General features: G+C 75.1%; 19 protein-coding genes. 12 read left to right on the top strand and 7 right to left on the bottom strand.

The features are described 5' to 3' along the window. Positions 1–96 precede the first annotated feature (96 nt). Positions 97–1,299 (bottom strand): globin domain-containing protein, encoded by a 1,203-nt coding sequence (locus ACGRHY_RS24800; protein ID WP_394637518.1) that lies wholly within the window; start codon positions 1,297–1,299, stop codon positions 97–99. Positions 1,300–1,857: 558 nt separating this feature from the next. Between ACGRHY_RS24800 and ACGRHY_RS24805 the strand changes: the two genes are divergently transcribed. From ACGRHY_RS24805 to ACGRHY_RS24820, 4 genes are all read left to right on the top strand, one after another. Next, positions 1,858–3,513, top strand: a complete 1,656-nt coding sequence (locus ACGRHY_RS24805; protein ID WP_394637519.1) for a SpoIIE family protein phosphatase — start codon at positions 1,858–1,860, stop codon at positions 3,511–3,513. Then, positions 3,510–4,640 carry a cobalamin B12-binding domain-containing protein gene (locus ACGRHY_RS24810; RefSeq protein WP_394637520.1) on the top strand — a complete coding sequence of 377 codons (1,131 nt, stop codon included), beginning with the start codon at positions 3,510–3,512 and terminating at the stop codon, positions 4,638–4,640. Before ACGRHY_RS24805 ends, ACGRHY_RS24810 begins: the two co-directional genes overlap by 4 nt. Next, a complete protein-coding gene (locus tag ACGRHY_RS24815; protein ID WP_394637521.1) occupies positions 4,637–5,026 on the top strand; it encodes an STAS domain-containing protein in 390 nt (129 codons plus the stop codon). The genes ACGRHY_RS24810 and ACGRHY_RS24815 overlap by 4 nt, the downstream gene beginning before the upstream one ends. A gap of 147 nt (positions 5,027–5,173) precedes the next feature. After that, a complete protein-coding gene (locus ACGRHY_RS24820; RefSeq protein WP_394637522.1) occupies positions 5,174–5,722 on the top strand; it encodes a methylated-DNA--[protein]-cysteine S-methyltransferase in 549 nt (182 codons plus the stop codon). A 7-nt stretch (positions 5,723–5,729) separates the two neighbouring features. Here ACGRHY_RS24820 and ACGRHY_RS24825 read toward each other — a convergent pair whose 3' ends face one another. Then, positions 5,730–7,328, bottom strand: a complete 1,599-nt coding sequence (locus ACGRHY_RS24825) for an FAD-dependent oxidoreductase (protein WP_394637523.1) — start codon at positions 7,326–7,328, stop codon at positions 5,730–5,732. After that, positions 7,325–8,608 carry a lycopene cyclase family protein gene (locus tag ACGRHY_RS24830; RefSeq protein WP_394637524.1) on the bottom strand — a complete coding sequence of 428 codons (1,284 nt, stop codon included), beginning with the start codon at positions 8,606–8,608 and terminating at the stop codon, positions 7,325–7,327. Before ACGRHY_RS24830 ends, ACGRHY_RS24825 begins: the two co-directional genes overlap by 4 nt. 125 nt (positions 8,609–8,733) lie before the next feature. Here ACGRHY_RS24830 and ACGRHY_RS24835 point away from each other — a divergent pair, with 125 nt between their 5' ends. Beyond that, positions 8,734–9,447 carry a class I SAM-dependent methyltransferase gene (locus tag ACGRHY_RS24835; protein WP_394637525.1) on the top strand — a complete coding sequence of 238 codons (714 nt, stop codon included), beginning with the start codon at positions 8,734–8,736 and terminating at the stop codon, positions 9,445–9,447. A 68-nt stretch (positions 9,448–9,515) separates the two neighbouring features. Here the strand turns inward: ACGRHY_RS24835 and ACGRHY_RS24840 are convergent, their stop codons facing one another. From ACGRHY_RS24840 to ACGRHY_RS24855, 4 genes are read right to left on the bottom strand one after another with little or no spacing between them, the layout of a single operon-like run. Further along, on the bottom strand, positions 9,516–10,481 hold the full coding sequence (locus ACGRHY_RS24840; RefSeq protein WP_394638193.1) for a DUF5914 domain-containing protein: 966 nt from the start codon (positions 10,479–10,481) through the stop codon (positions 9,516–9,518). 50 nt (positions 10,482–10,531) lie between these two features. After that, a complete protein-coding gene (locus tag ACGRHY_RS24845; RefSeq protein WP_394637526.1) occupies positions 10,532–11,578 on the bottom strand; it encodes a phytoene/squalene synthase family protein in 1,047 nt (348 codons plus the stop codon). After that, entirely contained in the window at positions 11,575–13,128 is a 1,554-nt protein-coding gene (gene crtI / locus ACGRHY_RS24850; protein ID WP_394637527.1) for a phytoene desaturase family protein, read from the bottom strand. The genes ACGRHY_RS24845 and crtI overlap by 4 nt, the downstream gene beginning before the upstream one ends. 21 nt (positions 13,129–13,149) lie before the next feature. Further along, the gene (locus tag ACGRHY_RS24855) at positions 13,150–14,460 is read right to left on the bottom strand and encodes a polyprenyl synthetase family protein (protein ID WP_394637528.1); all 1,311 of its coding nucleotides are present in this window, start codon (positions 14,458–14,460) and stop codon (positions 13,150–13,152) included. A gap of 316 nt (positions 14,461–14,776) precedes the next feature. Here ACGRHY_RS24855 and ACGRHY_RS24860 point away from each other — a divergent pair, with 316 nt between their 5' ends. The 7 genes from ACGRHY_RS24860 to ssuE all read left to right on the top strand — a co-directional run bounded on the left by ACGRHY_RS24860 (position 14,777) and on the right by ssuE (position 20,839). Next, positions 14,777–15,682: a MerR family transcriptional regulator gene (locus tag ACGRHY_RS24860; protein ID WP_394637529.1), complete on the top strand. Its 906-nt coding sequence runs from the start codon at positions 14,777–14,779 to the stop codon at positions 15,680–15,682. A gap of 256 nt (positions 15,683–15,938) precedes the next feature. Next, positions 15,939–16,748 carry an alpha/beta fold hydrolase gene (locus ACGRHY_RS24865; protein WP_394637530.1) on the top strand — a complete coding sequence of 270 codons (810 nt, stop codon included), beginning with the start codon at positions 15,939–15,941 and terminating at the stop codon, positions 16,746–16,748. A gap of 551 nt (positions 16,749–17,299) precedes the next feature. Continuing rightward, on the top strand, positions 17,300–17,674 hold the full coding sequence (locus tag ACGRHY_RS24870) for an NAD(P)/FAD-dependent oxidoreductase (protein WP_394637531.1): 375 nt from the start codon (positions 17,300–17,302) through the stop codon (positions 17,672–17,674). Between the two features lie 354 nt (positions 17,675–18,028). After that, complete coding sequence (locus ACGRHY_RS24875; RefSeq protein WP_394637532.1) at positions 18,029–18,250, top strand: response regulator transcription factor; 222 nt, start codon at positions 18,029–18,031, stop codon at positions 18,248–18,250. Between the two features lie 154 nt (positions 18,251–18,404). After that, on the top strand, positions 18,405–19,106 hold the full coding sequence (locus tag ACGRHY_RS24880; protein WP_394637533.1) for a TetR/AcrR family transcriptional regulator: 702 nt from the start codon (positions 18,405–18,407) through the stop codon (positions 19,104–19,106). Between the two features lie 179 nt (positions 19,107–19,285). Next, complete coding sequence (locus ACGRHY_RS24885; protein WP_394637534.1) at positions 19,286–20,068, top strand: phytanoyl-CoA dioxygenase family protein; 783 nt, start codon at positions 19,286–19,288, stop codon at positions 20,066–20,068. Positions 20,069–20,245: 177 nt separating this feature from the next. Then, the gene (ssuE, locus tag ACGRHY_RS24890; protein WP_394637535.1) at positions 20,246–20,839 is read left to right on the top strand and encodes an NADPH-dependent FMN reductase; all 594 of its coding nucleotides are present in this window, start codon (positions 20,246–20,248) and stop codon (positions 20,837–20,839) included. Positions 20,840–21,076: the final 237 nt, after the last annotated feature.

The raw sequence follows: 21,076 nt of genomic DNA on the forward strand, positions 1-21,076 counted from the left end.
CATACCGCAAGGGCATAGGGAGCAGCGCTGCCCGGGCTCCGGTTGTTCCCGGACCCGGCGTCCGTACGGCCGCGGGGAGTAAGGACCGGGCGTGGCTCAGGCCGCCGCGTCGGCCAGCCACAGGTCGGGGCCGAAGACCTCGTACCGGATCTCCCGGGCCGGCACCCCCGCGCGCAGCAACTGCTCGCGCGCGGAGCGCATGAAGGGCAGCGGACCGCACAGGTACACGCTCGCGTCGGTGTCCACCTCCAGCTCGTCGAGGTCCATCGTGCCCCGGCGGGCGTAGGGCTCCTCGGTGCCGGGCCGCTCGTACCAGAACACCGAGCGCGCTCCCGGCAGCCGCTCGACCAGCCGCTCGGTGTCGGCGCGCAGCGCGTGGTCGCCGGGGGAGCGGTCGGCGTGCAGCACCGTCACCGGACGGGTGGAGCCGGTGACGGCGAGGTGCTCGAGCATGCCGACCATGGGGGTGCAGCCGATTCCGGCGGAGACCAGCGTCAGCGGCCGGTCGGACCGGTCCAGCACCACGTCCCCGAAGGGGGCGGACAGGGTGAGTTCGTCGCCCGCCCGCACGGTGCGGTGCAGCAGCCCGGAGACCTCGCCCTCCGGGGCGCCGTCGCCGTGCACCCGCTTGACCGTGATCCGGCGCGTCCGGTCCCCGGGGGCGGAGGAGAGGCTGTACTGGCGCAGCTGGTGGACGCCGTCGGGCATCCGCACCCGCACGCTCACGTACTGGCCCGCCCGGGCGGCGGGCGCGGGCGCCCCGTCGGAGGGACGCAGCAGGAAGGACACCGTGTCGGGGGTCTCCTCGCGCCGCTCGACGACCGTCCACTGCCGCCAGGGGTGTCCCGGCCTGACCTGCGCCATGAGGTAGAGGCGGGCCTCCTGTGCGATCAGGGCCCCGGCCATCAGCCAGTACACCTCGTCCCAGGCCGCCGCCACCTCGGGGGTGGCCGCGTCGCCGAGCACATCGGCTATGGCGGCGAAGAGGTACTTGTGCACGATCGTGTACTGGTCCTCGGTGACGCCGACGGCGGCATGCTTGTGGGCGATGCGGGCCAGCAGCGTGTCCGGCCGGGTGCCGGGCTCGGTGACCAGGGCGCCGGCGAAGGCGGCGATGGAACCCGCCAGGGCCTGCCGCTGCGCGCCACTGGCCTGGTTGCCGCGGTTGAACATGCCGTCGAGCAGCTCGGGGCGGTCGGCGAACATGGTCGTGTAGAAGCGGGTGGTGATCTCGTCCAGCGCCCCGCCAACGACGGGCAGGGTGGCACGGATCACCGAGGCCGATTCGGCGGAAAGCATGACGCTCCTAGGAGGAGGGGGCACGGGGTCGTCGGCCGCTGACGTGCGGCCATGACCTGTCTAGCAGCGGCGGGCCGCGCTTTCGGGCGCCGGTAGGCGATCAGGGCCGAAAGGCCCCGCCGCCCGGGACGTACGGCCTCGGCCGCCGCTCCGGGGCGGGGACGTGCGGCCCCAGGGCGGCCCGCGGTCGCTGCCCCGTACGGACCCGCCGCCCGCCCCGCCGCACCGCCGGAATCCGGCGGTGCGGCGGGGGCGGTGAGGTTGCTCACATTATCTGCTAAAACCTCGTTTTCCACCCGGAACCCACCCCCGCCGGTTGTTGTCATGGGGCAGGTGGGAGCCGTGCACGAGGCACTCTCCCGTCGGCGCCCCGCTTCCCCGGGCGGCTCCCGGCCCGACCGGGAAAGCGGGGCGCCCCCGGGCGTCGCGGTTGCCCTGATTGCGGCATCCGGGGGAAGGTTGCCGGACGGCAGTTCCCTGTTCGGCGTCCCACCAGGCGTTCCGTCCAGTTCATCCAGCAGGAAGGTGGTGGGGTCCGCGGCGTGCGGACCCCCGGTCGTGACGATCTCCGAGGATTCATCCACCCGGCCACACGGCACCGGCACCGGCTCCGCGTGGGACGACGCGCCCTGCGCAGTGGTGGTGGACCCGTCCGGCGCGCTGACGGGGGCCAACGCGGTTGCCGCCGGACTCCTCCCGAAGGCGGTGCCCGGCGCACCGCTGGAGGAGGCGGTACCGCACTGGCTGGCCGACGCCCACCGGCGCCTCATCGCGTCCTCCGCCCCGGACTCCGGGCCGGGCGAGGCGCCCAGGGGCGAGGCGGGCGGGCGGGTCCTGCGGGGGCACCCGGCCCGCGGCGGGGACGGCGACGTGGTGTGGTGGCTGGTCGACGACACCGAGCTGCGCCTGGCCGAGGAGGCACTGCGCAGCGAGCGGGAACGCACCGCCTTTCTCGCGGAGGTGTCCGAGACCCTGTCGGCCACCCTGAACGTCGAGCGGTGCATGGAGGCGACCGCGCGCCTGGCCGTGCAGCACCTGGCGGACGCGGCCGTGCTGATCGCCCCGGCGGCCGGCCGCAGGCTCCCGGTCACCTACAGCACCCCCGAAGGCCCGGTGCACGGCACGGTCGAGGCGGATCCGGAGACGGTGCCGGGGCTGAGCGAGGCGCTCCAGGGGTTTCCGCCGGTGCCCTCGCGCTGGATCGCCCCCGCGCTGCTGCCCGACTGGGTCGTACCGCCTCAGTTCGACGGGCCGGCGGGTTCGGTGGTGGTCACCCCGCTGCCCGGCCACGGCGTCCCGGTCGGGGCGCCGGTCCTGCTGCGGCGCACCGATCACGCCGCGTTCAGCCAGAGCGAGGAGACCTTCGCGAGGCTGTTCGCCGCCCGGGCCGGGGCCGCGCTGCCGGCCGCGCGCCTGTACGCCGAGCAGGCCGCCATCACCGCCACGCTGATGCGTGAGCTGTTCCCGCCGGAGCTGCGCCAGGTGCACGGGGTCGAGTTCGCCGGCGGCTACCGCGCGTCGGAGCTCAAGGAGTGGGTCGGCGGCGACTTCTACGGCCTCCACCCCGCGGCCGGGCCGGACGAGGAGTCCCTGATCGTCCTGGGGGACGTGTGCGGCAAGGGGCTGGAGGCGGCCGTCCTGACCGGGAAGATCCGCAACACGCTGCACGCGCTGCTGCCGATGGCCGGCGACCATCCGCGCGTGCTCGGCCTGCTCAACGGCGCACTGGTGAACTCGCACCACACCCGCTTCGCCACCCTCGTACTGGCCTCCGCCGTCCGCGTGGGCAACCACGTCAGGCTCCGGCTGACCAGCGCCGGCCACCCCCCTCCGCCGATCGTGCGCGCCGACGGGGGCGTGGAGGAGGCCGACACCCGGGGGTCGCTGATCGGCGTGCTGCCGAAGATCAGGGCGCGCACGGCCACGGTCGGGCTCGCGCCCGGCGAGACGTGCCTGCTGTACACCGACGGCGTCACCGAGGCCCGCGGCGGGCCCCTGGGCGGCGACATGTTCGGGGAGCGACGGCTGAAGGACGCGCTGGCGGAGTGCGCGGCCATGCCGGCGGAGGCGGTGCTCGAACGCGTCCAGATGCTCGCGGGCCAGTGGGTCGCCGGGAGAAGCCACGACGACATGGCCGTCGTCGCCATCACCGCGCCGCGCACCGTGCACCTCAGCGCGGTGGACGGCCACACTCGGGGCAGGTACACAACATGATCACCCGCACAGACCAGGCCTCCACCGCCGCGAGGTCCGCGGCCGATCCGCGCGTGGTACGGGAGAGGCTGTGGGCCGCCGTCCGCGAGGGCGACGAGTACGCGGCCTCCGAGGCCGTCTTCGCCGCGCTGGACGCCGGCGCGGACCCGGAGGCGGTGCTGCTGGACGTCATCGCGCCCGTCCAGCGCGAGGTGGGCGCCGAGTGGGCCGCCGACCGCATCACCGTGGCGCAGGAGCACGCCGCCACAGCCATCAACGACCGGATCATCGCCGCGCTCGCCCACCGCGTGCACGGCGGAGCACGGCCCGGCGCCGGGGCGGGACGCGTCACGGTCGCCTGCGTGGACGGCGAGTGGCACTCCCTGCCCGCCCGGCTGCTCGCCGAGGTGCTGGCGCTGCGCGGCTGGCAGGTCGACTTCCTCGGCGCCCAGGTCCCCGCCCCGCACCTGATAGCGCACCTGCACCGCACGGGGCCCTGCGCCGTCGCGCTGTCCTCCTCCGTCCCCACCCGCCTGCCCACCGCCCACGCCGCGATCACCGCCTGCCAGGCGGCCGGCACCCCGGTGCTGGCGGGCGGCGCGGCCTTCGGCCCCGACGGACGCTACGCACGCCTGCTGGGCGCCGACGCCTGGGCCCCCGACGCCCGCGCCGCCGCCGAAAGGCTGGGCGAGGGCGTGCTGCCGCTGTCCGGCCCGCGCTCCGCGCACCACCCGGTCGACGACCTGCCCCACCTGGCCGACCAGGAGTACACGATGGTCTCCCGCACCGCCCTCCGGCTGGTGGGGGAGACCATGGCCGGGCTGGAGGAGCGATTCCCGGCCATGCGCGACTACACCGAACGCCAGCGGCTGCACACCGCCGAGGACGTCGCCCACATCGTCGACTTCCTGTCCACCGCCCTCTACGTCGACGACGAGGAGCTGTTCACCGGCTTCATGACCTGGACCGCGCAGATCCTCACCGCCCGCAAGGTCCCCGCGCACTCCCTGCACCCGGCGCTGGACCTGCTGGCCGGGCGGTTGAAGGACTTCCCGCGCGCCACCCGCCTGCTGGAGGGGGCCCGCCGGGCACTCGGCACAGGATCCGCCCCCGCTCCCGACACCACCGGTCACGGAAAGCCCGGATGACACCCATGCACCGTCCCTCCTTCGCACTCGCGGCCGAGACCGGCCCCGGCACCGCCCGGCTCCGCATCACCGGCGACCTCGACTACGAGACCACCGAGGAACTGGTCGGCGCCGTACGCCTGCACCTCGGCGGCCGGCCGGCACCGGACGACCTCCGCCTCGACTTCGCCGCGCTGAGCACCTGCGACTCCACGGGACTGTCCGGGCTGCTGCTCATCCACCGCCTCACCGGAGTTCACGGCACCCGACTCCACCTCGACAACCGCCCCTCCTTCCTGGAGCGGTTCCTGGACATCACCGGCACCCTGGAGTACCTCACCGCACCGCCCGGGGAGGAGCCCCCGGGGCAGGCCGGGGAGCCGAAGCGGCGGTTCGGCGCCCTCTGACCGCGGCTCCCCCGTGCGTCCCGCCCCGGCGGGTGGGGCGGGACGGGTGGATGTCCGGAAACCGCCGGTCGGCGGATGGGCGGCGGGCCATGCTGGTGCCGAGCGGACCGGGTCCATCCGGACCGCGGCCGAGAGGAGACCCAGCACGTGCCCGCCGTGCCCCAGGCGCCCGAAAGGCGCGCACACACCGTCGTCGACAGCCCCTGCGGCCCGCTCACCCTGGTCGCCGAGGAAGAGCACCTGGTGGGCCTCTACATGGAGGCCCAGCGGTACCGGCCCGACGATTCGGTCTTCGGCGAGCGGCTGCCGGAGCCCGCCGGGCCGCCGTTCGCGGAGACGGCCCGGCAACTGGAGGAGTACTTCGCCGGACGCCGCGAGTGCTTCGACCTGCCGCTGAGGCTGCACGGAACGCCGTTCCAGCGGCGTGTGTGGGCCGCGCTGCGCGAGATCCCCCACGGACAGACCTGGACCTACGGCCGGCTCGCCGAGCACATCGGCCGGCCGACGGCGTCCCGCGCCGTCGGCCTCGCCAACGGAAGGAACCCGGTCGGCGTCATCGTGCCCTGCCACCGCGTCATCGGAGCCGGCGGCGCCCTGACCGGCTACGGCGGGGGAGTGGAGCGCAAACGGGCGCTGCTGGAGCACGAGCGCGCCCTGCCGGCCGCCGCCGGGGCCCTGCAGCTCCCCGCCTTCTGAGCACCCGTCAGCCGCCGAGGGCCGAGGCGAGCAGGCGCAGCGGCGCCGAGCGGCCCCGGCGCGGCACCGTCAGCAGCGGGTGGCCGCGCACCCCCCAGGTGGCCAGCAGGGCGTTGGCCGCCTCGAAACCGGTGGTGGCCGCCCGCTCCATCAGCGCCACCGGCAACGTGGTGCGCACCAGGTCCCCGGCGAGCACCAGCCGGGGATGGCCGGTGCGCACCCCCGGCCGGTCCCGCCAGGTGCCGGTGGCGAACAGCGGGCAGTCCTGCCGCCACTCGTGCCGCTCGTCGACGACCGGGGCGCCCGCAGTCTCCGGGTAGACGCGGGCGAGTTCGGCCAGGGCCGCCCGCTGGACGGCGGCACGGTCCGCGCCGGTACCGACGGCGTAGGCGTGCAGCTCCACCACGCTGCCGCCCGTCCGCGCGGCCCAGCGGGCGGCCTCGCCCTCCCACCGCTCCAGGACGCTGACGTTGTCCAGCGGGCCGTAGCCGCTGGTGCCCAGGAAACCGGGCCGGTCGGCGGCCACGGGCCGGCCGAGCCAGTAGCGGGAGACCAGGAAGGGCGGGGCCTCGCGCAGCCGTCCCACCGACGCCCGCCAGCCGGGGCCGCCCAGACCGGGGGAGTTGTCGACCACGGCGCGCAGGCCCGCGCCGTCCACCGCCAGGACGACCGCGTCATAGCGCTCGCCGCGCTCCGCCCCCGGCCCCCGGCCCCCGGCCGTCACCACGGTGAAGCCGTCCCGCTCGGGCCGCACCACTTCCACGGCGGTACCGGCGCGCACCCGTGCCCCCAGCCGCTCCAGCCGGGCGGCCAGCGGATCCCACAGGACGGTGGGGAAGGGGTCGTCGGGGACGTCGAAGAGCAGCCCCTCGGCCGAGCCCAGGAAGTAGATGTGGAACATCAGGAGCAGTTCGGCCGCCGACAACTCGCGCGGATCGGCGAAGAAACTGCGGGAGAACACCTCGAAGGCCAGGTGCCGGGCCGGTTCGGGGAAGCCGATGGAGCCCAGGAACTCAGCGGCGCTCACGCCGTCCAGCCGCTCGTGGACCTCCGGCACCCGCACGTCGAACAGGGGCAGCGCCGCGCGGGGGTTCATGCCCGCCAGCCCCGAGGGGGTGAAGGTCGGGCTGAGGGCGGTGAAGCCCAGCACGCTCCACGGCGGGGTGCGGGGCACCCGCGCGAAGCTGTCCCGCGCTCCGCCGCTGTGCCACAGCGGGTAGTCCGGCAGTGGGGTGAGCATCGACAGGGCCGGGTCGATACGCCGCAGCAGATTGCGCAGGTTGTAGTACTGCCGGAAGAAGGCGTGGAAGCCGCGGCTCATGGTGACGGACGTGCCGTCGGCCAGCTCCGTGGACCAGCCCCCGACACGCCCGCCCAGCACCTCCCGGCGCTCCAGCAGGTCCACGGCCACACCGCGTTCGGCCAGCGCGGTGGCGGCGGTGAGCCCGGCGATGCCGCCGCCCACCACGGCGGCGCGCACCCCGCGGTCGCCGACGCGGGCCGCCCCGGCGGGGGCCGGCCGGTGCACGGCGTAACGGTCACGGGCGAGCCGGGTACGGTCCCGGCCCGGAAGCGGGTACGGGAACGGGTTTCTCGCGTCTGTCACCTGGAGGCCTTTCGCTGATGGGGGTCGCACGGCCGCGGCACGGCGGCGGACGGCCGGCGCGGCAGGAGGGAAAGCTCGGCCAGCGAGCGCGCCATCGGCCACATGGGGGAGCGCAGACCGATCGCGACCTCCTCGCGGAACGCGGAGCGGCCGTCGAGGAAGCGCAGCACGCTGTCCAGCCGGTTGCGGCGGAAGAGGCGGGCGAAGAAGTCCGCACCGTCCACGCGGCCGGTGGCCAGGGCGCGCAGCAGCGCGGCGTCCATGGCCAGATGGCGGCGGGCGTGCGGCCGGGGCGGCAGCGGGGTGCGCCCGGCCGCGAGCGCTGCGGCCACCTGTGCGCTCTGGCGCTGGACGGTGGCGAAGGTGTAGCCGGTCGAGGGCCGGGTGGCGCCGCCCGCCGTGCCGATGCGGAACACCGTGTGCCCGGCCCGGCGCGCGAAGCGCCCGTCGGTCATGGGGATGACGCCCTGCTCGGCGCCGGTGACGGTGAACTCGCCCAGCGGGCGGACGCGTTCGGTGTAGTGCCGCAGCGCGGCCTCGTACTCCCGGACGGTCAGGGGCGAGGCGGAGAACTCGGTGTACTCCACCAGGGCCTCGCGCGGGGTGAGGGGCAGGACGTAGGCGAAGGACAGCCCGCGCCGCGGCTGCGGGGTGCGCAGATCCATCAACTCCGCCGTGCCCGGGTCGAAGCGGTCCTCGCCGGTACGCACGAACCAGCCCCGGAAGTGCTGCAGCAAGGTGGTGTGGGCGGGCGGCAGGACCCGCGGCGGACGCGAGTCGAACACCCAGCGGCCGGTGAGCGCGAAGGGCCGCCCCACGGCGTCCGTACCGCTCACCCGCGCACCGCGCGGCCCGTCCTCGACGGCGGTGACGGTGCCCGTGACACGGGTGACGGCGGGGGACGCGGCCAGACGGGTGTCCATCGCCCGGGTGAAGTCGGCGGAGCGGACCATCAGATAGCGCCGGGGGCTGTCACCGCCCAGGGTCTCCCCGCCGGGGCCCCGCACCCGCAGCCGATGCCAGGAGGCGGTGACGGGTGCGCCGAGCCCGGCACCGGACCCGCCGGGACTCGTTTCCTCCTCCTCCCAGAAGCACCAGGTGCGCTCGGGGCTGCGGACGGGACCCGGCGGCGGTTCCACCACCGCCACCGAGGGGGCGGGCGAGGGGGAGGCGTCGAGGAGGTGGCGGACCAGTGACAGGCCCGCCGCCCCCGCACCGACCACGACCACGTCCGCGTCGGCCTTTGTGCCCGGGCCCGCGGCGGTCTCCGGGCGGCTCATCCGCGACCCCTCCCCATGGTGGCGCCCCCGGCGCTCTTCCCGGCGCGTTCCCGGTGCCGCACGCCGGGTAGGCGTGCGGCCATGACCACACACCCCCGGCCCGTACGGGTGGAAGGACGGACGCGATGACCCTCCTGCAGGACGGCACGCTGGCCGCGGCGTTCGACGGTGCCTCCACCGCCTACGACCGCCTGGTCGGCGCGAACCCCGGCTACCACCGGCAACTGCGCCGCTCCGCACGCAGACTGGCCCTCCCGGACGGCGGCGAGGGCCTGCGCGTACTCGACCTGGGCTGCGGAACCGGTGCCTCCACCGCCGCGCTGCTGGCCGCCGCGCCCCACGCCGAGATCACCGCGGTGGACGCCTCGGCCGGGATGCTGGAGCGGGCCGCGGCCAAGAAATGGCCCGGGAACGTCACCTTCGTCCACACGCCCGCCGAGGAGCTGGAGCGGGCAGGGGTGCACGGACCGTTCGACGCGGTGTTCGCCGCCTATCTGGTCCGCAACCTGACCGATCCGGACAAGGTGCTGACCGGGCTGCGGGGCCTGCTGCGCCCCGGCGGACGGCTGGCCGTCCATGAGTACGCCCTGTCCGGCGCGGTGCGGCACCGCCTGGTCTGGACGGCCGTGTGCCGCTCGGTGATCATCCCCGCGGGCTCCCTCGGCCCGGGCGGGGCGGGCCTGTATCGCCATCTGTGGCGCAGCGTCCTGGAGTTCGACACCGCGCCGGAACTGGCGGAGCGGCTGACGGCGGCGGGCTTCGAACTCGTCCGCACGGTGCCGCTGCCGGGCTGGGAGTACGGCATCCTCCACACCCTCCTCGCCCGCGCCCCCCGTTGAGCCGGGTACGGGACCCAGCGGGGGGTCCGACGAGAGGTCCGGTGTGAGGGCCGCCGCCCCGGCGGCCCTCACACCGCCCCCGGGAAACGGCCCTGGCCGCGCAGCAGCCGACGGCGTTCGGCGTACGCCAGGTCGTCGCGCCACAGCCGGGCCGCGGCCCGCCGCATCAGCGGCCGCAGCAGCGGTGCGGCGGCCCGCGCCACGGCGAAGCCCGGCCGGCCGGAGGTGGCCAGCACGGCCTCGATCACGGCGGTGCGCGGGTTCGGGTCGCCCGGGGCGGTGAGCGGCGTGGCGTGGGTCTCCACGGCCGACCTCTCGCCCTCGCCGTCGACGATGTGCATCACCAGCGTGCGCGGCTCCGGCGCGCTGAACGCGGCCCGCACCGGCACGTCCGCCCGGGGGCCGACGCGGTAGGCCACGTCCACCAGGAACCGGTCGCCGTTGACGGCGGGATCGGGCTCCTCCACCACCGTCAGCCGGGTGAAGGCATATGGGTGGAACCACGCCCCGTGCCAGGGATCGAGCCGGTTGGCGATGACGTCCTCCGGCTCGCAGGCACCCACCAGGGTCGTCACCGCGTCCACCGAGGCGGCCGGGTCGGGGCGCTGCGGCAGGCAGGGCCGCTCCAGCGGCTCCTCGCCGCCCACCGGGTCCAGCCGCACCCACACCAGCACCCCGTCGTCGTACACGGGGTAGGGGTCCCAGCCGGGCACGCCCCGCTCGGTCAGGCCCAGACCGTGCCAGTGGCAGATCAGGCGCCCGGACTCCACCACGCTGTCGCACAGCGGCGCGCCCAGGTGCGGGCAGGCCCCCGGACCGGCCGCCAGGCGCCCGGACTCCGCGCGCCAGAGCACCAGCTCCACTCCGGCGACCGTCCTGCCGAAGGGGCGGCCGGGACGGACCTCACGACTGGCCGCCACCACGTACCAGTTGCCCGAGGGGCGGGCCGCGGCCCGCTTCAGGGCGTCGGCGATGATCTGGGGCCGGGCCGCCCGCCACGTCGGCTCCTGCCGGCTCCAGCCGGGGTCGGACATCAGGCGCAGGGGGCCGCGCCAACCGGTCGAACCCCCGACACGGCGCTTGGTCAAGACAGCACTCCTCCTCGCTGCGCGTCCCGCCGACGGGTCCGCGGGGCTTCCTCTGGTTTCTCCGCAGGGTCTCGCGGGCGGCCGGGCACCCGCGGCAGGTCACCGGTCAGGGCGCCGCGGGCGCGCGACGCGGCGACGTCCGCCAGCCCGCCCAGCGCCACGGCGGCCCTCCGGCGGCGTGGGACCACGGCACGCCGGTGGAGCACCGCGTACCCGGCCGCCTCGATCCGGTCCAGGATGGCGCGGTAGAGCACGAACGCGGCGCGCACACAGGGCCGCGAGACCGGATGCAGCATGGCGATGCCCGGCTCGGCCTCCCGGTAGACCTCCCGGGTGGTCTCGCACAGTTCCCGCAGGGCGGCCCGCACCCGGGCGTCGGTGCGCCCGGCGCGGCGGCACCACAGGAGCAGATCGCGGTCGACGCCGTGGGCGGCCAGCCGGTCCAGCGGCAGGTAGATCCGGCCGCGGTCCAGGTCCTCGCCCACGTCCCGCAGGAAGTTGGTGAGCTGGAAGGCCACCCCGAGAGCCGCGGCGTGCGGTGCGGCCTCCTCGCGCGGCACGACCGTGTCCAGCACCGGCAGCACCTGAAGGCCGATCACGGCCGCCGAACCGTGCATGTACATCCGCAGGTCGTCGAGGGTGGGGTACTCGGTGACGTGCAGGTCCATGCCCATCGAGCGCATGAAGTCGGTGAAGTGCGCCGGGTCGATGGCGTAGTGCGCGGCGGTGTCGGCCAGCGCCGCGATCACCGGATGCCCGCCGCGTCCGGTGCGCAGGGCCGTCGACAGCTCTTCGTCCAGCTCCGCCAGCGCCCGGGCGCGCTGCCCGGGGTCGAGGGCGGGGTCGAGATCGTCGACGATGTCGTCCGCCCAGCGCGCGAAGCCGTACAGGGCGTGGACGGCCGGACGCTGGCGGGGCGTCAGCAGCCGGGTGGCCAGGAAGTACGTCCTGCCGTGGCGGGCGTTGAGTTCGCGGCAGCGGGTGTAGGCCGCGCGCAGCACCGGGTCGTGGACGCCGGCCGCGTCCAGCTCACGCGTCGTCATACGGCCGCCTCCTCGGCCGCGCCGGAACCGGCGGGCGCCTGCGCCGCGCGCCCGGGCGGGCGTGAGCGGCCGGTGCCGGCGGTGATGCGGGCGGCGGCGAGCTTGCCGGAGATCACCACCGTCGGCACGCCCACGCCGGGCGTGGTGCCGCAGCCGGCCAGGACCACGTTCTCCCAGCCGCGCGGCAGGTTCCGCGGCCGGAAAGGGCCCGTCTGGGCGAAGGTGTGCGCGGCGGAGAACGGGGTGCCGGCCGCATGCCCCTGGCGGGCCCAGTCGGCCGGGGTGACCAGGTGCTCGGCCTCGATCGCGTCACCGAAGCCCTCCAGTCCGCGGCGCTCCAGCTCGGCGACCAGTCCGTCGCGGTAGCGGGGGCCGACGCGGTCCCAGTCGCGGGGGCCGGTGACCAGATTGGGGCAGGGCGCCAGCACGTAGTGCAGGTGCCTGCCCTCGGGGGCCAGCGCGGGATCGGTGGCGGTGGGCCGGGTGATCAGCAAAGAGGGGTCGCTCATCAGCTCGCCGGTCCGGGTGAGCTGCCGGAACGTCGACTCCCAGGCGGAGCCGAACGACAGTGTGTGGTGGGCCAGTTCGGGCCAGGTGCGGTCGCCGCCCGCGTGCAGGACGACCGCCGAGGGCGCGTACCGCAGCGGTACCGGGCGGCGCGGCGCGCCGCCCAGCAGGCGGTGGGCGACCGGCAGGTCACAGGTGAGGACCACCGCGTCGCAGGCGATGCGCTCCCCGCCGGCGGTGCGCACCGCCGCGGCGCGTCCGCCCGGCGAGCGCTCCAGATGGGTCACCTCGGCGCCGTAGACGAAACGGGCCCCGGCACGGGCGGCGGCGCCGGCCATGGCCCGGGGCACGGCGTGCATGCCGCCGCGCGGGAACCACACTCCGGCGACGGTGTCCATGTAGGCGATGACGGCGTACGCGGCCAGCGCCCGGGTGGGCGGCACCCCGGCGTACAGCGCCTGGAAGGAGAACACGCGGCGCAGCCGCTCGTCCTGGAGGAAGCGCGCGACGCGCCCGTGCCAGGTGCCGAACCCGCCCAGCGCCGCAAGTCTGGCCAGGTCGGCGCCCAGCAGTCCCAGGGGGGAGTCGAAGTTGGCGTCGACGAAGGAGCGCATCTGCACCCGGTGGAGCCGCTCCAGCCAGTCGCGCAGCCGCCGGTACCCGGCGGCCTCCCCAGGCCCGGCCACCCGGGCGATCTCGGCCTCCATGGCGTGCGGGTCGGTGTGCACGTCCAGGGAGCTGCCGTCGGCGAAACGGGCGCGGTAGGCGGGGTGGAGCCCGATCAGCTCGACGTGGTGGGCGAGCTTCTCGCCCACCGAGGCCATGGCCTCGTCGACCAGGTCGGGCATGGTCAGCACGGTGGGGCCGGTGTCGACGCGGTACCCCGCCCACTCCTCGCGCCCGGCCCGGCCGCCCGGCCCGTCCTCCCGTTCGACGACGGTGACCGAGCGCCCGGCGCCCAGCAGGTGCAGTGCGGCGGACAGCCCGGCCAGCCCCGCCCCGACGATGACGACGTGATCGCCCGGCCCGTGCAGTCTTCTCATCCGGATTCCTTAGGCAGGTGGTCAGTTGGTGGGGAGAGCGGCGGTGTCGCGAGGGGCGCCGCCCAGGCAGTGGCGTGCGGCGGCCGGTTCGCCCAGGACGGCGTACAGCAGCGCCGACAGCTCCCGGGCCGGAATCCCGTCGAGCGCGGCCTCCTCCAGCGCGGTCAGCGCGTCGGCGGCCAGGCCGCCGACGCGCCGTTCCACGGCCTCACGGGCCCCCAGTTTGGTCAGCACGGCGCGTACGCGGTCCAGTTCCTCCTCGGACAGCGCGGGGTCGCCGAGCGAGTGCTCCAGCAGTTCCCGGTCCGCGCGCCGGCCGCGGACGCGGGCCAGGCGCAGGCCCAGGGCCATCAGATGGGTGGGTTTGCCCTGCCGCACGTCGTCGCCCGCGGGCTTCCCCGTACGGGCCGGGTCCCCGAAGACGCCCAGGAGGTCGTCGCGCAGCTGGAACGCCACCCCGGCGCACCGCCCGGCCCGCCGCAGCGCCGAGGTGGTGTGCGCGTCCGCGCCGGCCAGTGCCGCTCCCAGGTGCAGCGGGCGCTCCACGGTGTACAGCCCGCTCTTGAGATGGGCGACGCGCAGGGAGGAGGAGGGGGAGGGCGCTCCGGCCGCCTGCCCGTACAGGTCCAGGTACTGTCCGGCCACCATCTCGGTGCGCATCGCCCGCCAGACGGGACGGGCCCGCCGCCGTGCCTCCTCGGACGGGGACGCGGCGTCCCACAGGTCCTCCGCCCAGACCAGGGCCAGATCACCCGTCAGGAGGGCGGCGGACGCCCCGAACGTGTCCGCGTCCCCGCGCAGGCCCCCGGCGCGGTGCCGGCGGGCGAGTGCCACATGGGCGGAGGGCGCGCCGCGGCGCAGCGGTGAGTCGTCCATCAGGTCGTCGTGCACCAGCGCGCAGGCCTGGATCAGCTCCAGCGCGGCGGCCGCGTGCAGCACCGCCTCCGCGTCGCCGTGCTCCGGCGTGCCGCCGCCCGCCCGCCAGCCCCACCACAGGAAGGCCGGGCGCAGCCGCTTGCCGCCGCGCCGCACCAGATCGATCAGGCAGTCGGCGACGTCCGCGGTGAACCGGTCGCTGATCTGCCGCGCGTCGGCCCGGCGCAGCGTCAGATGCTCGGTGAGCACGGCGTCGACGGCGGCCGCGATGTCGCGGTCGGGACCGCGGGAGAGGGGGCAGCGTTCCGCGGGGCGTTCCGCGCGGGCCTCGTCCGGGCGGTGCGGCGACCGGGGCGCGGCCCGGCCGGATCGCTCTCCTCCCAGGGCGGCCGACGCAGGACGTGCGGGTGCGGGGCTGGCAGGGACGAGGGCCAGGTCGGTGGCCTGGTGCCGCATCGCGGCTCCTTCCCGGCGCGGGGCCGAGACGCCCGGCGCACGTACGGACAGAAGTTTTCACACCCGGACATTGAAGACAATGTTCTCAGTACGGGCGCTCTGGATGGGTGAAGCGGAGGCATCGCGCGGCGCGGATGGGCGACAGGAAGGGTGCGGTGCCGACGCACGTGTGACAGCCCCCTCCAAGGCGCGCCAGGTCGTTCGGGGCGGCCCGTCGCTTCGCGGATGCCCGTGTCCGGCAGAGTCAAACAAACTTGTGCACAACTTGTACAGCCGGTGACTTGCGCCCGGTCCGACCTCGGCGGACGATTGCCCCATGCCTTCCGCTCACCCCTCCCGCGCCGCCGCGCACCCGGCCCTCGGACAGGAGGTGGATCAGCTCCTGCTGCCGGTGGGCGTGGTGGCCGAGCGCCTGGAGATGAGCACCGCCGCCCTCCGCGCCTGGGAGCGCCGCTACGGCCTCGCCCCCTCCGGACGGACCCCCGGCGGACACCGCCGCTACTCGGCGCGGGACTTCGAGCGGCTGGAGCACATGCGTACGCTCGTCCGCCGGGGTGTACCGGCCGCCGACGCGGCCCGCGCGGTGGGCGCGGCCGGCCCGCCGGACGCACGAGCGGGTGCGGCGGAGCTGACCGAGGCCATGCACGCGCTGGACACCGCCGCCGTCCAGGCGGTGGTGTCGGCCGCGCTGACCCGGCTCGGAGCCGCCGGCGCCTGGACGACCGTGCTCGCGCCCGCCCTCGCCGCCATCGGCGATCACTGGGAGGAGACCGGCCGCGGGGTCGAAGTGGAGCACGTCACCAGCGGCATCGTCGAAAGCGCCCTGCGCCGACACGCCCAGGACCGCGCCGCAGTGCTCCCGCCCGCCCCCGGCGCCTCAGGTCCCGTACTCCTGGCCGCCGCACCGGCCGAGCACCACACACTGCCGCTGACGGCCCTGGCCGCCGCCCTGGCGGAGGAGGGCCGCACCGTCCTGCTGGCCGGCGATCTGCCCGCCCCCGCCCTGACCGACGCCCTCGTCCGCGCCCGCCCCGGCGCCGTGGTGCTGTGGGCCCGCTCACCCGAAACGGCCGACCTCTCCTGGCTGCGGACCGCACTGGAGACGGTCCCCGTCCCCGTCCACCCGGCCGGACCGGGATGGCCCCCGGCCATCCCCGGCACGGCGGCCCCGCTGCACGACCTGCCCGGCGCGCTGGCGGCGCTCCCGGGGCGCGCCGGGTGACCCGGCCCCGCCCGTTTCCCGCGCCGTACCGCAGACCCCGCCCGCCGCCCGCCGCCCGGCGATCCCGGTGGACACGTCCGTTCCGGCGGCACCGGCCACTCGCCGCGAACGGCCCGGTGGCACTCCCCGGGCTTCTCCGTTCCGCCCTGTACCGCGGTGATCCCCTCCGGGCTACGATCTTCCGACACCGCACGGACCGGCCCGGTACCACCACGGCCGCGGCCGCCGGACGTCCGCCCGGTACCGAAGGAGCGCCATGCCAGTCGCAGAGATCAACGGGATCCGGATCAACTACCGTGTGGAGGGCTCCGGGGAGCTGGCGGTGCTGGTCATGGGCACCGGTGGCTCCGGCACGGTGTGGCGGGCGCACCAGGTTCCCGCGCTCGTCTCGGCCGGCTACCGGGTGGCGACGTTCGACAACCGCGGCATCCCGCCCTCGGAGGAGCGCCCGGACGGATTCACCATCGACGACATGGTGCGGGACACCGCCGCACTGATCGAGTTCCTGGGCGGGGGGAAGGCCCGGGTGGTGGGGACGTCACTGGGCGCGCGCGTCGTGCAGGAGCTGGCCCTGGCCCGCCCGGACCTCGTGTCGCACGCGGTGATGATGGCGGTGCGGGGGCGGAGCGACCCTCTGCAGTCGGCGCTGTCGGCGGGGAAGCGCGCTCTGTTCGACAAGGGCGTCGAGTTGCCGGCGGCCTACCACGCTGCGGTCGCCGCCATGCAGAACCTCTCGCGGCGCACGCTCAACGACGCCGCGAAGGTGCAGGACTGGCTGGACCTGTTCGCGCTCTCCGGGACGTCGGTCACCGCCGGCGAGCGGGCCCAGCTGGCGTTGGCCGACTTCCCGGACCGGCTGGAGGACTACCGCCGGATCACGGTCCGGTGCATGGTCGTCTCCTTCGCCGACGACCTGGTGTCGCCTCCCCACCTGGGCCGCGAGGTGGCCGACGCGATCCCGGGCAGCCGGTACGAGGAGGTCGAGGACTGCGGGCACTTCGGCTACCTCGAACGTCCCGGGGAAGTCAACGAGTTGATCCTGAAGTTCCTGGCGGAGGAGGCGTGACGGGAGTCCTCCCGGCGCCGGACGCCTCCCGGCCCGGGTGACCTCGAACGCGGAGGCGGCGCGTGCGGTGCCAACGGAACCGGTCCCCGGTGCCCGCCGCCGCGTGCGGTTCCGGAACTCCCGGGGCGGTCCGCGTGGTGTGCGCCTTCTCACCGGTCGACAGGCGCCGGGAATCCGAAGTGATGTTCGTCATACCCACAAGAGCGCGCTGACAGCGGATCCGGATACCCGGAACGGAAAAACTCGGTGGTGTCTGCCCCAAGTCGTCCCATCGCGCACGCGGTGCTTTTCGGCCATCGCGCACGCGGTGCCGCCCGGACGCCCGTCCGGACACCCGGTGCGGGATCCGGGCGGCGCTCCGGGACCGGCGGATCCGGGGGGCTTGACCTCGGGGGCGGAGGCGTCCTACGTTCCCCACATCGCTGCTGGTCCCTCTCGATGAGTGATGTCCGGTCGGCCCTCGCATTCAGAGGTTTCAGCCCTCTGCTCTCCCGCGGTCGCACGTCGTCGCTACTGGTTCCCAATGAACCTTTCGAGTCGAGAGGCCTGTCATGACAATCCGCGTTGCCGTCGTAGGGGCCGGGATGTCCGGCCTGTCCGCCTCCTCTCAGGAGGCCGGCGCGACCGCTCCCGACCATGCCGGGGGGTCCGGTTTCCCCGGCCTCGACCGGGGACTGGACCACGGCGCGGCCGATTGCGAACCGAGTGAGGCCGAGGTCGCCGGGCGCTCCCCCTCCGATTCCCTTCCGCTGCGGCGTGACGCGGAGCGGTTCCACCGGGAGGCGCCCCGCGACTTCCCGCACGAGCGCACCGGCACGCCCCTCGGGGAGTGCCCGGACCGGAACGGCTACGGCGGAGCCTTCAGGTACGGCCGTGTGGTGCTGCTCGCCACCGTGGTCCGGCCGGCGCCGGCAGAGCTCATCTGAGAGATGGCAGCCACCACCGTCATCGACGGCCACGCCGACCGGACGCTCCGCATGCCGGAGGACCCCACCCCGCAGCGGGCCGGGGTCCTCGGCGGACGAGCACCGCTCCGGCCAGGGGATGCGGCGCAAGGCGCTCGCGGACGCCGGCGTGCGCACCCCCCGCTTCGGCACCCCGACGCCGAGGCCGCCCGCCGGGCCGCCGACCGTACGCGGCGCGGGATCCGCTTCCCCTGCGGCCCGCAGGACCGTGCGAGCCGACGCGGGCCCGGATCCGACCGCGTGCGCGGACGAGGCTTTCACCGCAGAGGGTGACGGACGGGCCGGGTCTCGTGGAGCAACTCGAATATGAGGGTGATGACGATGAATCTCAGCACGCGGCAGATCGAGATCCTTTCCCTTATCGCGGCCGGCCATCGCGACAGACAGATAGCCGAGCATCTGGGCATATCCATCCGCACGGTCGACTCCCACCTGCAGCGCCTCTACGACCGGTACGGCGTGCGCAGCAGGGCGGGGATCGTGGCCAAGTGGCTGCTGGAGGGAGGCATTCCGATGAGTCCTTCGGGCCTGAGGTAGGAGGACGTCCGGTGGGGCGCCGCGGAGGCGGCCCGTCCCTGCCCCGCCCGGGGGCGGGGCCGCCGCGCAGGCGGCCCCCGGCACCGTCCTTGCCGTCCTTACGATGGCCGCGGGGTCGGGGGAGGGGGTCGGCGGGAGGGAAAGGAGAGGTGCCATGGGAGTGCGGCGCGAAGAGGGCGGGCCGGGACGTGCGGGGCCCCGGCGGATGGGGCGTCCCCCGATGGCCGACCGGGAGGCGATCGTACGCGCCGCTCTGGACGTCGGCTTCTCACGGCTGACGATGCCCGCCGTGGCCGAACGCCTGGGTGTCTCGCACTCGACGCTGTACCGCTACTTTCCCAGTCGCGACGCGCTCGCCGCGGCGACCGTCGACCACGCCGTGCACAGGGTCGAGTGGCCCGAGCCGGGGGACGACTGGAGTGCCTTCCTGGCGGCGACGGGGTGGGCGCACTGGCGGCTGTACGCGGCCCATCCCGGGCTGGCGCAGGAGGTCACCGGCCTGCGGCTCACCGGGCGGGCGCTGGTGCACCGCGGCAACCGGATCGGGCTCGCGCTGCTGGAGTTCGGCTTCGCCGCCGCGGACGCGGTGCTGATCGTGGACATGCTCGGTGAGCTCGTCACGCAGGCGTTCCTCGCCGTTCCGCCGGCCGTGGGCGGCGACGGGACGCGGGACACGTCCGCCGGTGCGGCGCAGCGGCGCCGCCGTGAGCTGCTCGGGCCGTGGATGGAGGAGTACGATCCCCGGCTGCGCGGTGCCCTGGCAGCGGCCGTCGCAGGCCCGCCGAAGGCCTGGTTCGAGCGGAAACTGGACCTGTTCCTGGACGGCGCGGCCGCCCGCCGGCACCGGAGCCGGTGATGTCCCTTCCCCGGAGGCATTGTGAAGGCGGGTTACTTTCTGACACTCTGTTGCAAAGGATGTGCGCGGTGCCTCCGGTCCTTATCGCCGACGGAGCGCCGACCCGATCACCCGCCTCTCGAGGCCCGGCTGGCCACCGACGGCGTGCTGCGTCCCGTGGCCGGAGGAGATCGATCGACATGACGACAGTGACCAGCCCCACCGCATCGCACGGCCTGCCGGATCACGCGGCGCAGGACTTCCGCAGCGACGGCTTCGTGCACGTTCCGGCCGTCCTCTCCGGGGACGAGGTGCCCAGGTACCGTGAAGCCTCGCTGGAGGCCGTGGCCGAGCACAGCAAGCGCGACGATCCGGGCAACACCCAGATCGTCTCCACGGAACACGTCTGGCGCACCGACGAGACCCTGCGCGGCCTGGCGCTCCACCCCCGCATCGGCGCCGCCGCCGAGGAGCTGGCGGGCATGCCGCTGCGCGTGTGGCGTGGCGACGTGCTCCTCAAGGAACCGCGCCGCAGCGCACGGACCAACCTCCACGACGACGAGACGTTCCTGCCCTTCGACACCCGGGCCAGCCTCACGGCGTGGATCGCGCTGGTCGACGTGCCCGTCGAACGGGGGTGCATGACGTTCCTGCAGGGCTCGCACGAGCGCCCGGGCCCGGATCGCGTGGACATCTCGGAGATGAGCGCGGACCCGGACGGCTACATGTTCCGCCACTGGCCGGAACTGAGGTGGAACGCCCAGGTCACCGTTCCGCTGAGGGCGGGGGACTGCACGTTCCACCACGGCCGTACGGCCCACATGGCCGCGGCCAACACGACCGAGGCCATCCGTCTCTCCTACGTCGTGGCCCTCATCGACGCGGAGGCGACGTACCGGCCCGTGCCCGGGGTCGAACAGCCGGGTGACCTGGAAGCCGGCCAGAAGCTCCCCGACGACCTGTACCCCCGGGTCGGTGGATGACCTCACGGCCGGCCTCGGACCCCGGTTCCCCGCGGCGGTGCCGTTCCGCCCGAAGCTCTCCGAGCCCCAGCGATCTCCAGGAGGAAGTCCACGAGTCCGCGGCAGACCACTGCGGCGGCCGCTCCGTGCCGTGCCGTCGCCGGCGCCGTCCACCCGGTTTTCCCGAAAGGGTCCCGAATGGCCACTGTCCTGTCTGTTTCCGGAAGCCCCTCCGTCTCCTCCCGTACCGCCCGGCTGCTGCGGCACCTGGACGCCCGGCTCATCGCCCAGGGGCACGAGGTGGTCCCGCTGGACGTGCGCACCCTCCCCGCCGAGGCACTGCTCGGCGCCGACCCGCGACACCCCGCGATCGCCGAGGCGGCGGCCCTGTTCGAGCGGGCGGAGGGCGTGGTGGTCGGTACCCCCGTCTACAAGGCGGCCTACTCGGGGCTGCTGAAGTCCCTGCTCGACCTGCTGCCGCAGTACGCGCTGGCCGGCAAGACCGTGCTGCCACTGGCCACCGGCGGTACCAAGGCACACGTCCTGGCCATCGACTACGCGCTCCGGCCCGTGCTCAGCGCGATGGGCGCCGCGCACGTCGTCCCGGGCTGGTTCACGCTCGACACGGACATCGACGTCGCGCAGAGCGGTGCTCTGACCATCGCTCCGGAGGCGTTCGAGGCGCTGGAACAGGTCGTCGACCAGTTCTCCGCCGCTCTCGCCGTCCGTGCACTCCGGCCGGCGGCCGCCGGACCGGCACTGCGGCCGTCGCCGCTCGGCGCCGTGGGGTGAGGTGCGGGAACGGTCCCGCCCCGAATCACCGCACGGACCGACGTACCGGGGAGGACCCGCGATGCGCGCACCGCGCCCGGCGCGGAACGCGGGGGGCTCCCCCGGCACCGCCGCTTCCGGGGTGCCGTGTCCGGACCGCACGGGCGGCCGGGCCCACCGGCCCCGGACAGGGTTCCGGCCGGCTCCCGCAGGCAGAGGGCGCCGGCCCCGTGCGCCCCGGTGCCCGTACGTGGACGC

This window comes from Streptomyces shinuiensis (assembly GCF_043660855.1).
Lineage (GTDB): Bacteria > Actinomycetota > Actinomycetes > Streptomycetales > Streptomycetaceae > Streptomyces.

Coding starts and splice junctions, on each gene's coding strand:
- ACGRHY_RS24830 (WP_394637524.1), bottom strand. CDS start 8,608: ATGAGCCGCCCGGAGACCGCCGCGGGCCCGGGCACAAAGGCCGACGCG.
- ACGRHY_RS24855 (WP_394637528.1), bottom strand. CDS start 14,460: ATGCGGCACCAGGCCACCGACCTGGCCCTCGTCCCTGCCAGCCCCGCA.
- crtI (WP_394637527.1), bottom strand. CDS start 13,128: ATGAGAAGACTGCACGGGCCGGGCGATCACGTCGTCATCGTCGGGGCG.
- ACGRHY_RS24880 (WP_394637533.1), top strand. CDS start 18,405: ATGGGAGTGCGGCGCGAAGAGGGCGGGCCGGGACGTGCGGGGCCCCGG.
- ACGRHY_RS24840 (WP_394638193.1), bottom strand. CDS start 10,481: ATGTCCGACCCCGGCTGGAGCCGGCAGGAGCCGACGTGGCGGGCGGCC.
- ACGRHY_RS24865 (WP_394637530.1), top strand. CDS start 15,939: ATGCCAGTCGCAGAGATCAACGGGATCCGGATCAACTACCGTGTGGAG.
- ACGRHY_RS24810 (WP_394637520.1), top strand. CDS start 3,510: ATGATCACCCGCACAGACCAGGCCTCCACCGCCGCGAGGTCCGCGGCC.
- ACGRHY_RS24800 (WP_394637518.1), bottom strand. CDS start 1,299: ATGCTTTCCGCCGAATCGGCCTCGGTGATCCGTGCCACCCTGCCCGTC.
- ACGRHY_RS24835 (WP_394637525.1), top strand. CDS start 8,734: ATGACCCTCCTGCAGGACGGCACGCTGGCCGCGGCGTTCGACGGTGCC.
- ACGRHY_RS24860 (WP_394637529.1), top strand. CDS start 14,777: ATGCCTTCCGCTCACCCCTCCCGCGCCGCCGCGCACCCGGCCCTCGGA.
- ACGRHY_RS24815 (WP_394637521.1), top strand. CDS start 4,637: ATGACACCCATGCACCGTCCCTCCTTCGCACTCGCGGCCGAGACCGGC.
- ACGRHY_RS24845 (WP_394637526.1), bottom strand. CDS start 11,578: ATGACGACGCGTGAGCTGGACGCGGCCGGCGTCCACGACCCGGTGCTG.
- ACGRHY_RS24875 (WP_394637532.1), top strand. CDS start 18,029: ATGACGATGAATCTCAGCACGCGGCAGATCGAGATCCTTTCCCTTATC.
- ACGRHY_RS24870 (WP_394637531.1), top strand. CDS start 17,300: ATGACAATCCGCGTTGCCGTCGTAGGGGCCGGGATGTCCGGCCTGTCC.
- ACGRHY_RS24885 (WP_394637534.1), top strand. CDS start 19,286: ATGACGACAGTGACCAGCCCCACCGCATCGCACGGCCTGCCGGATCAC.
- ssuE (WP_394637535.1), top strand. CDS start 20,246: ATGGCCACTGTCCTGTCTGTTTCCGGAAGCCCCTCCGTCTCCTCCCGT.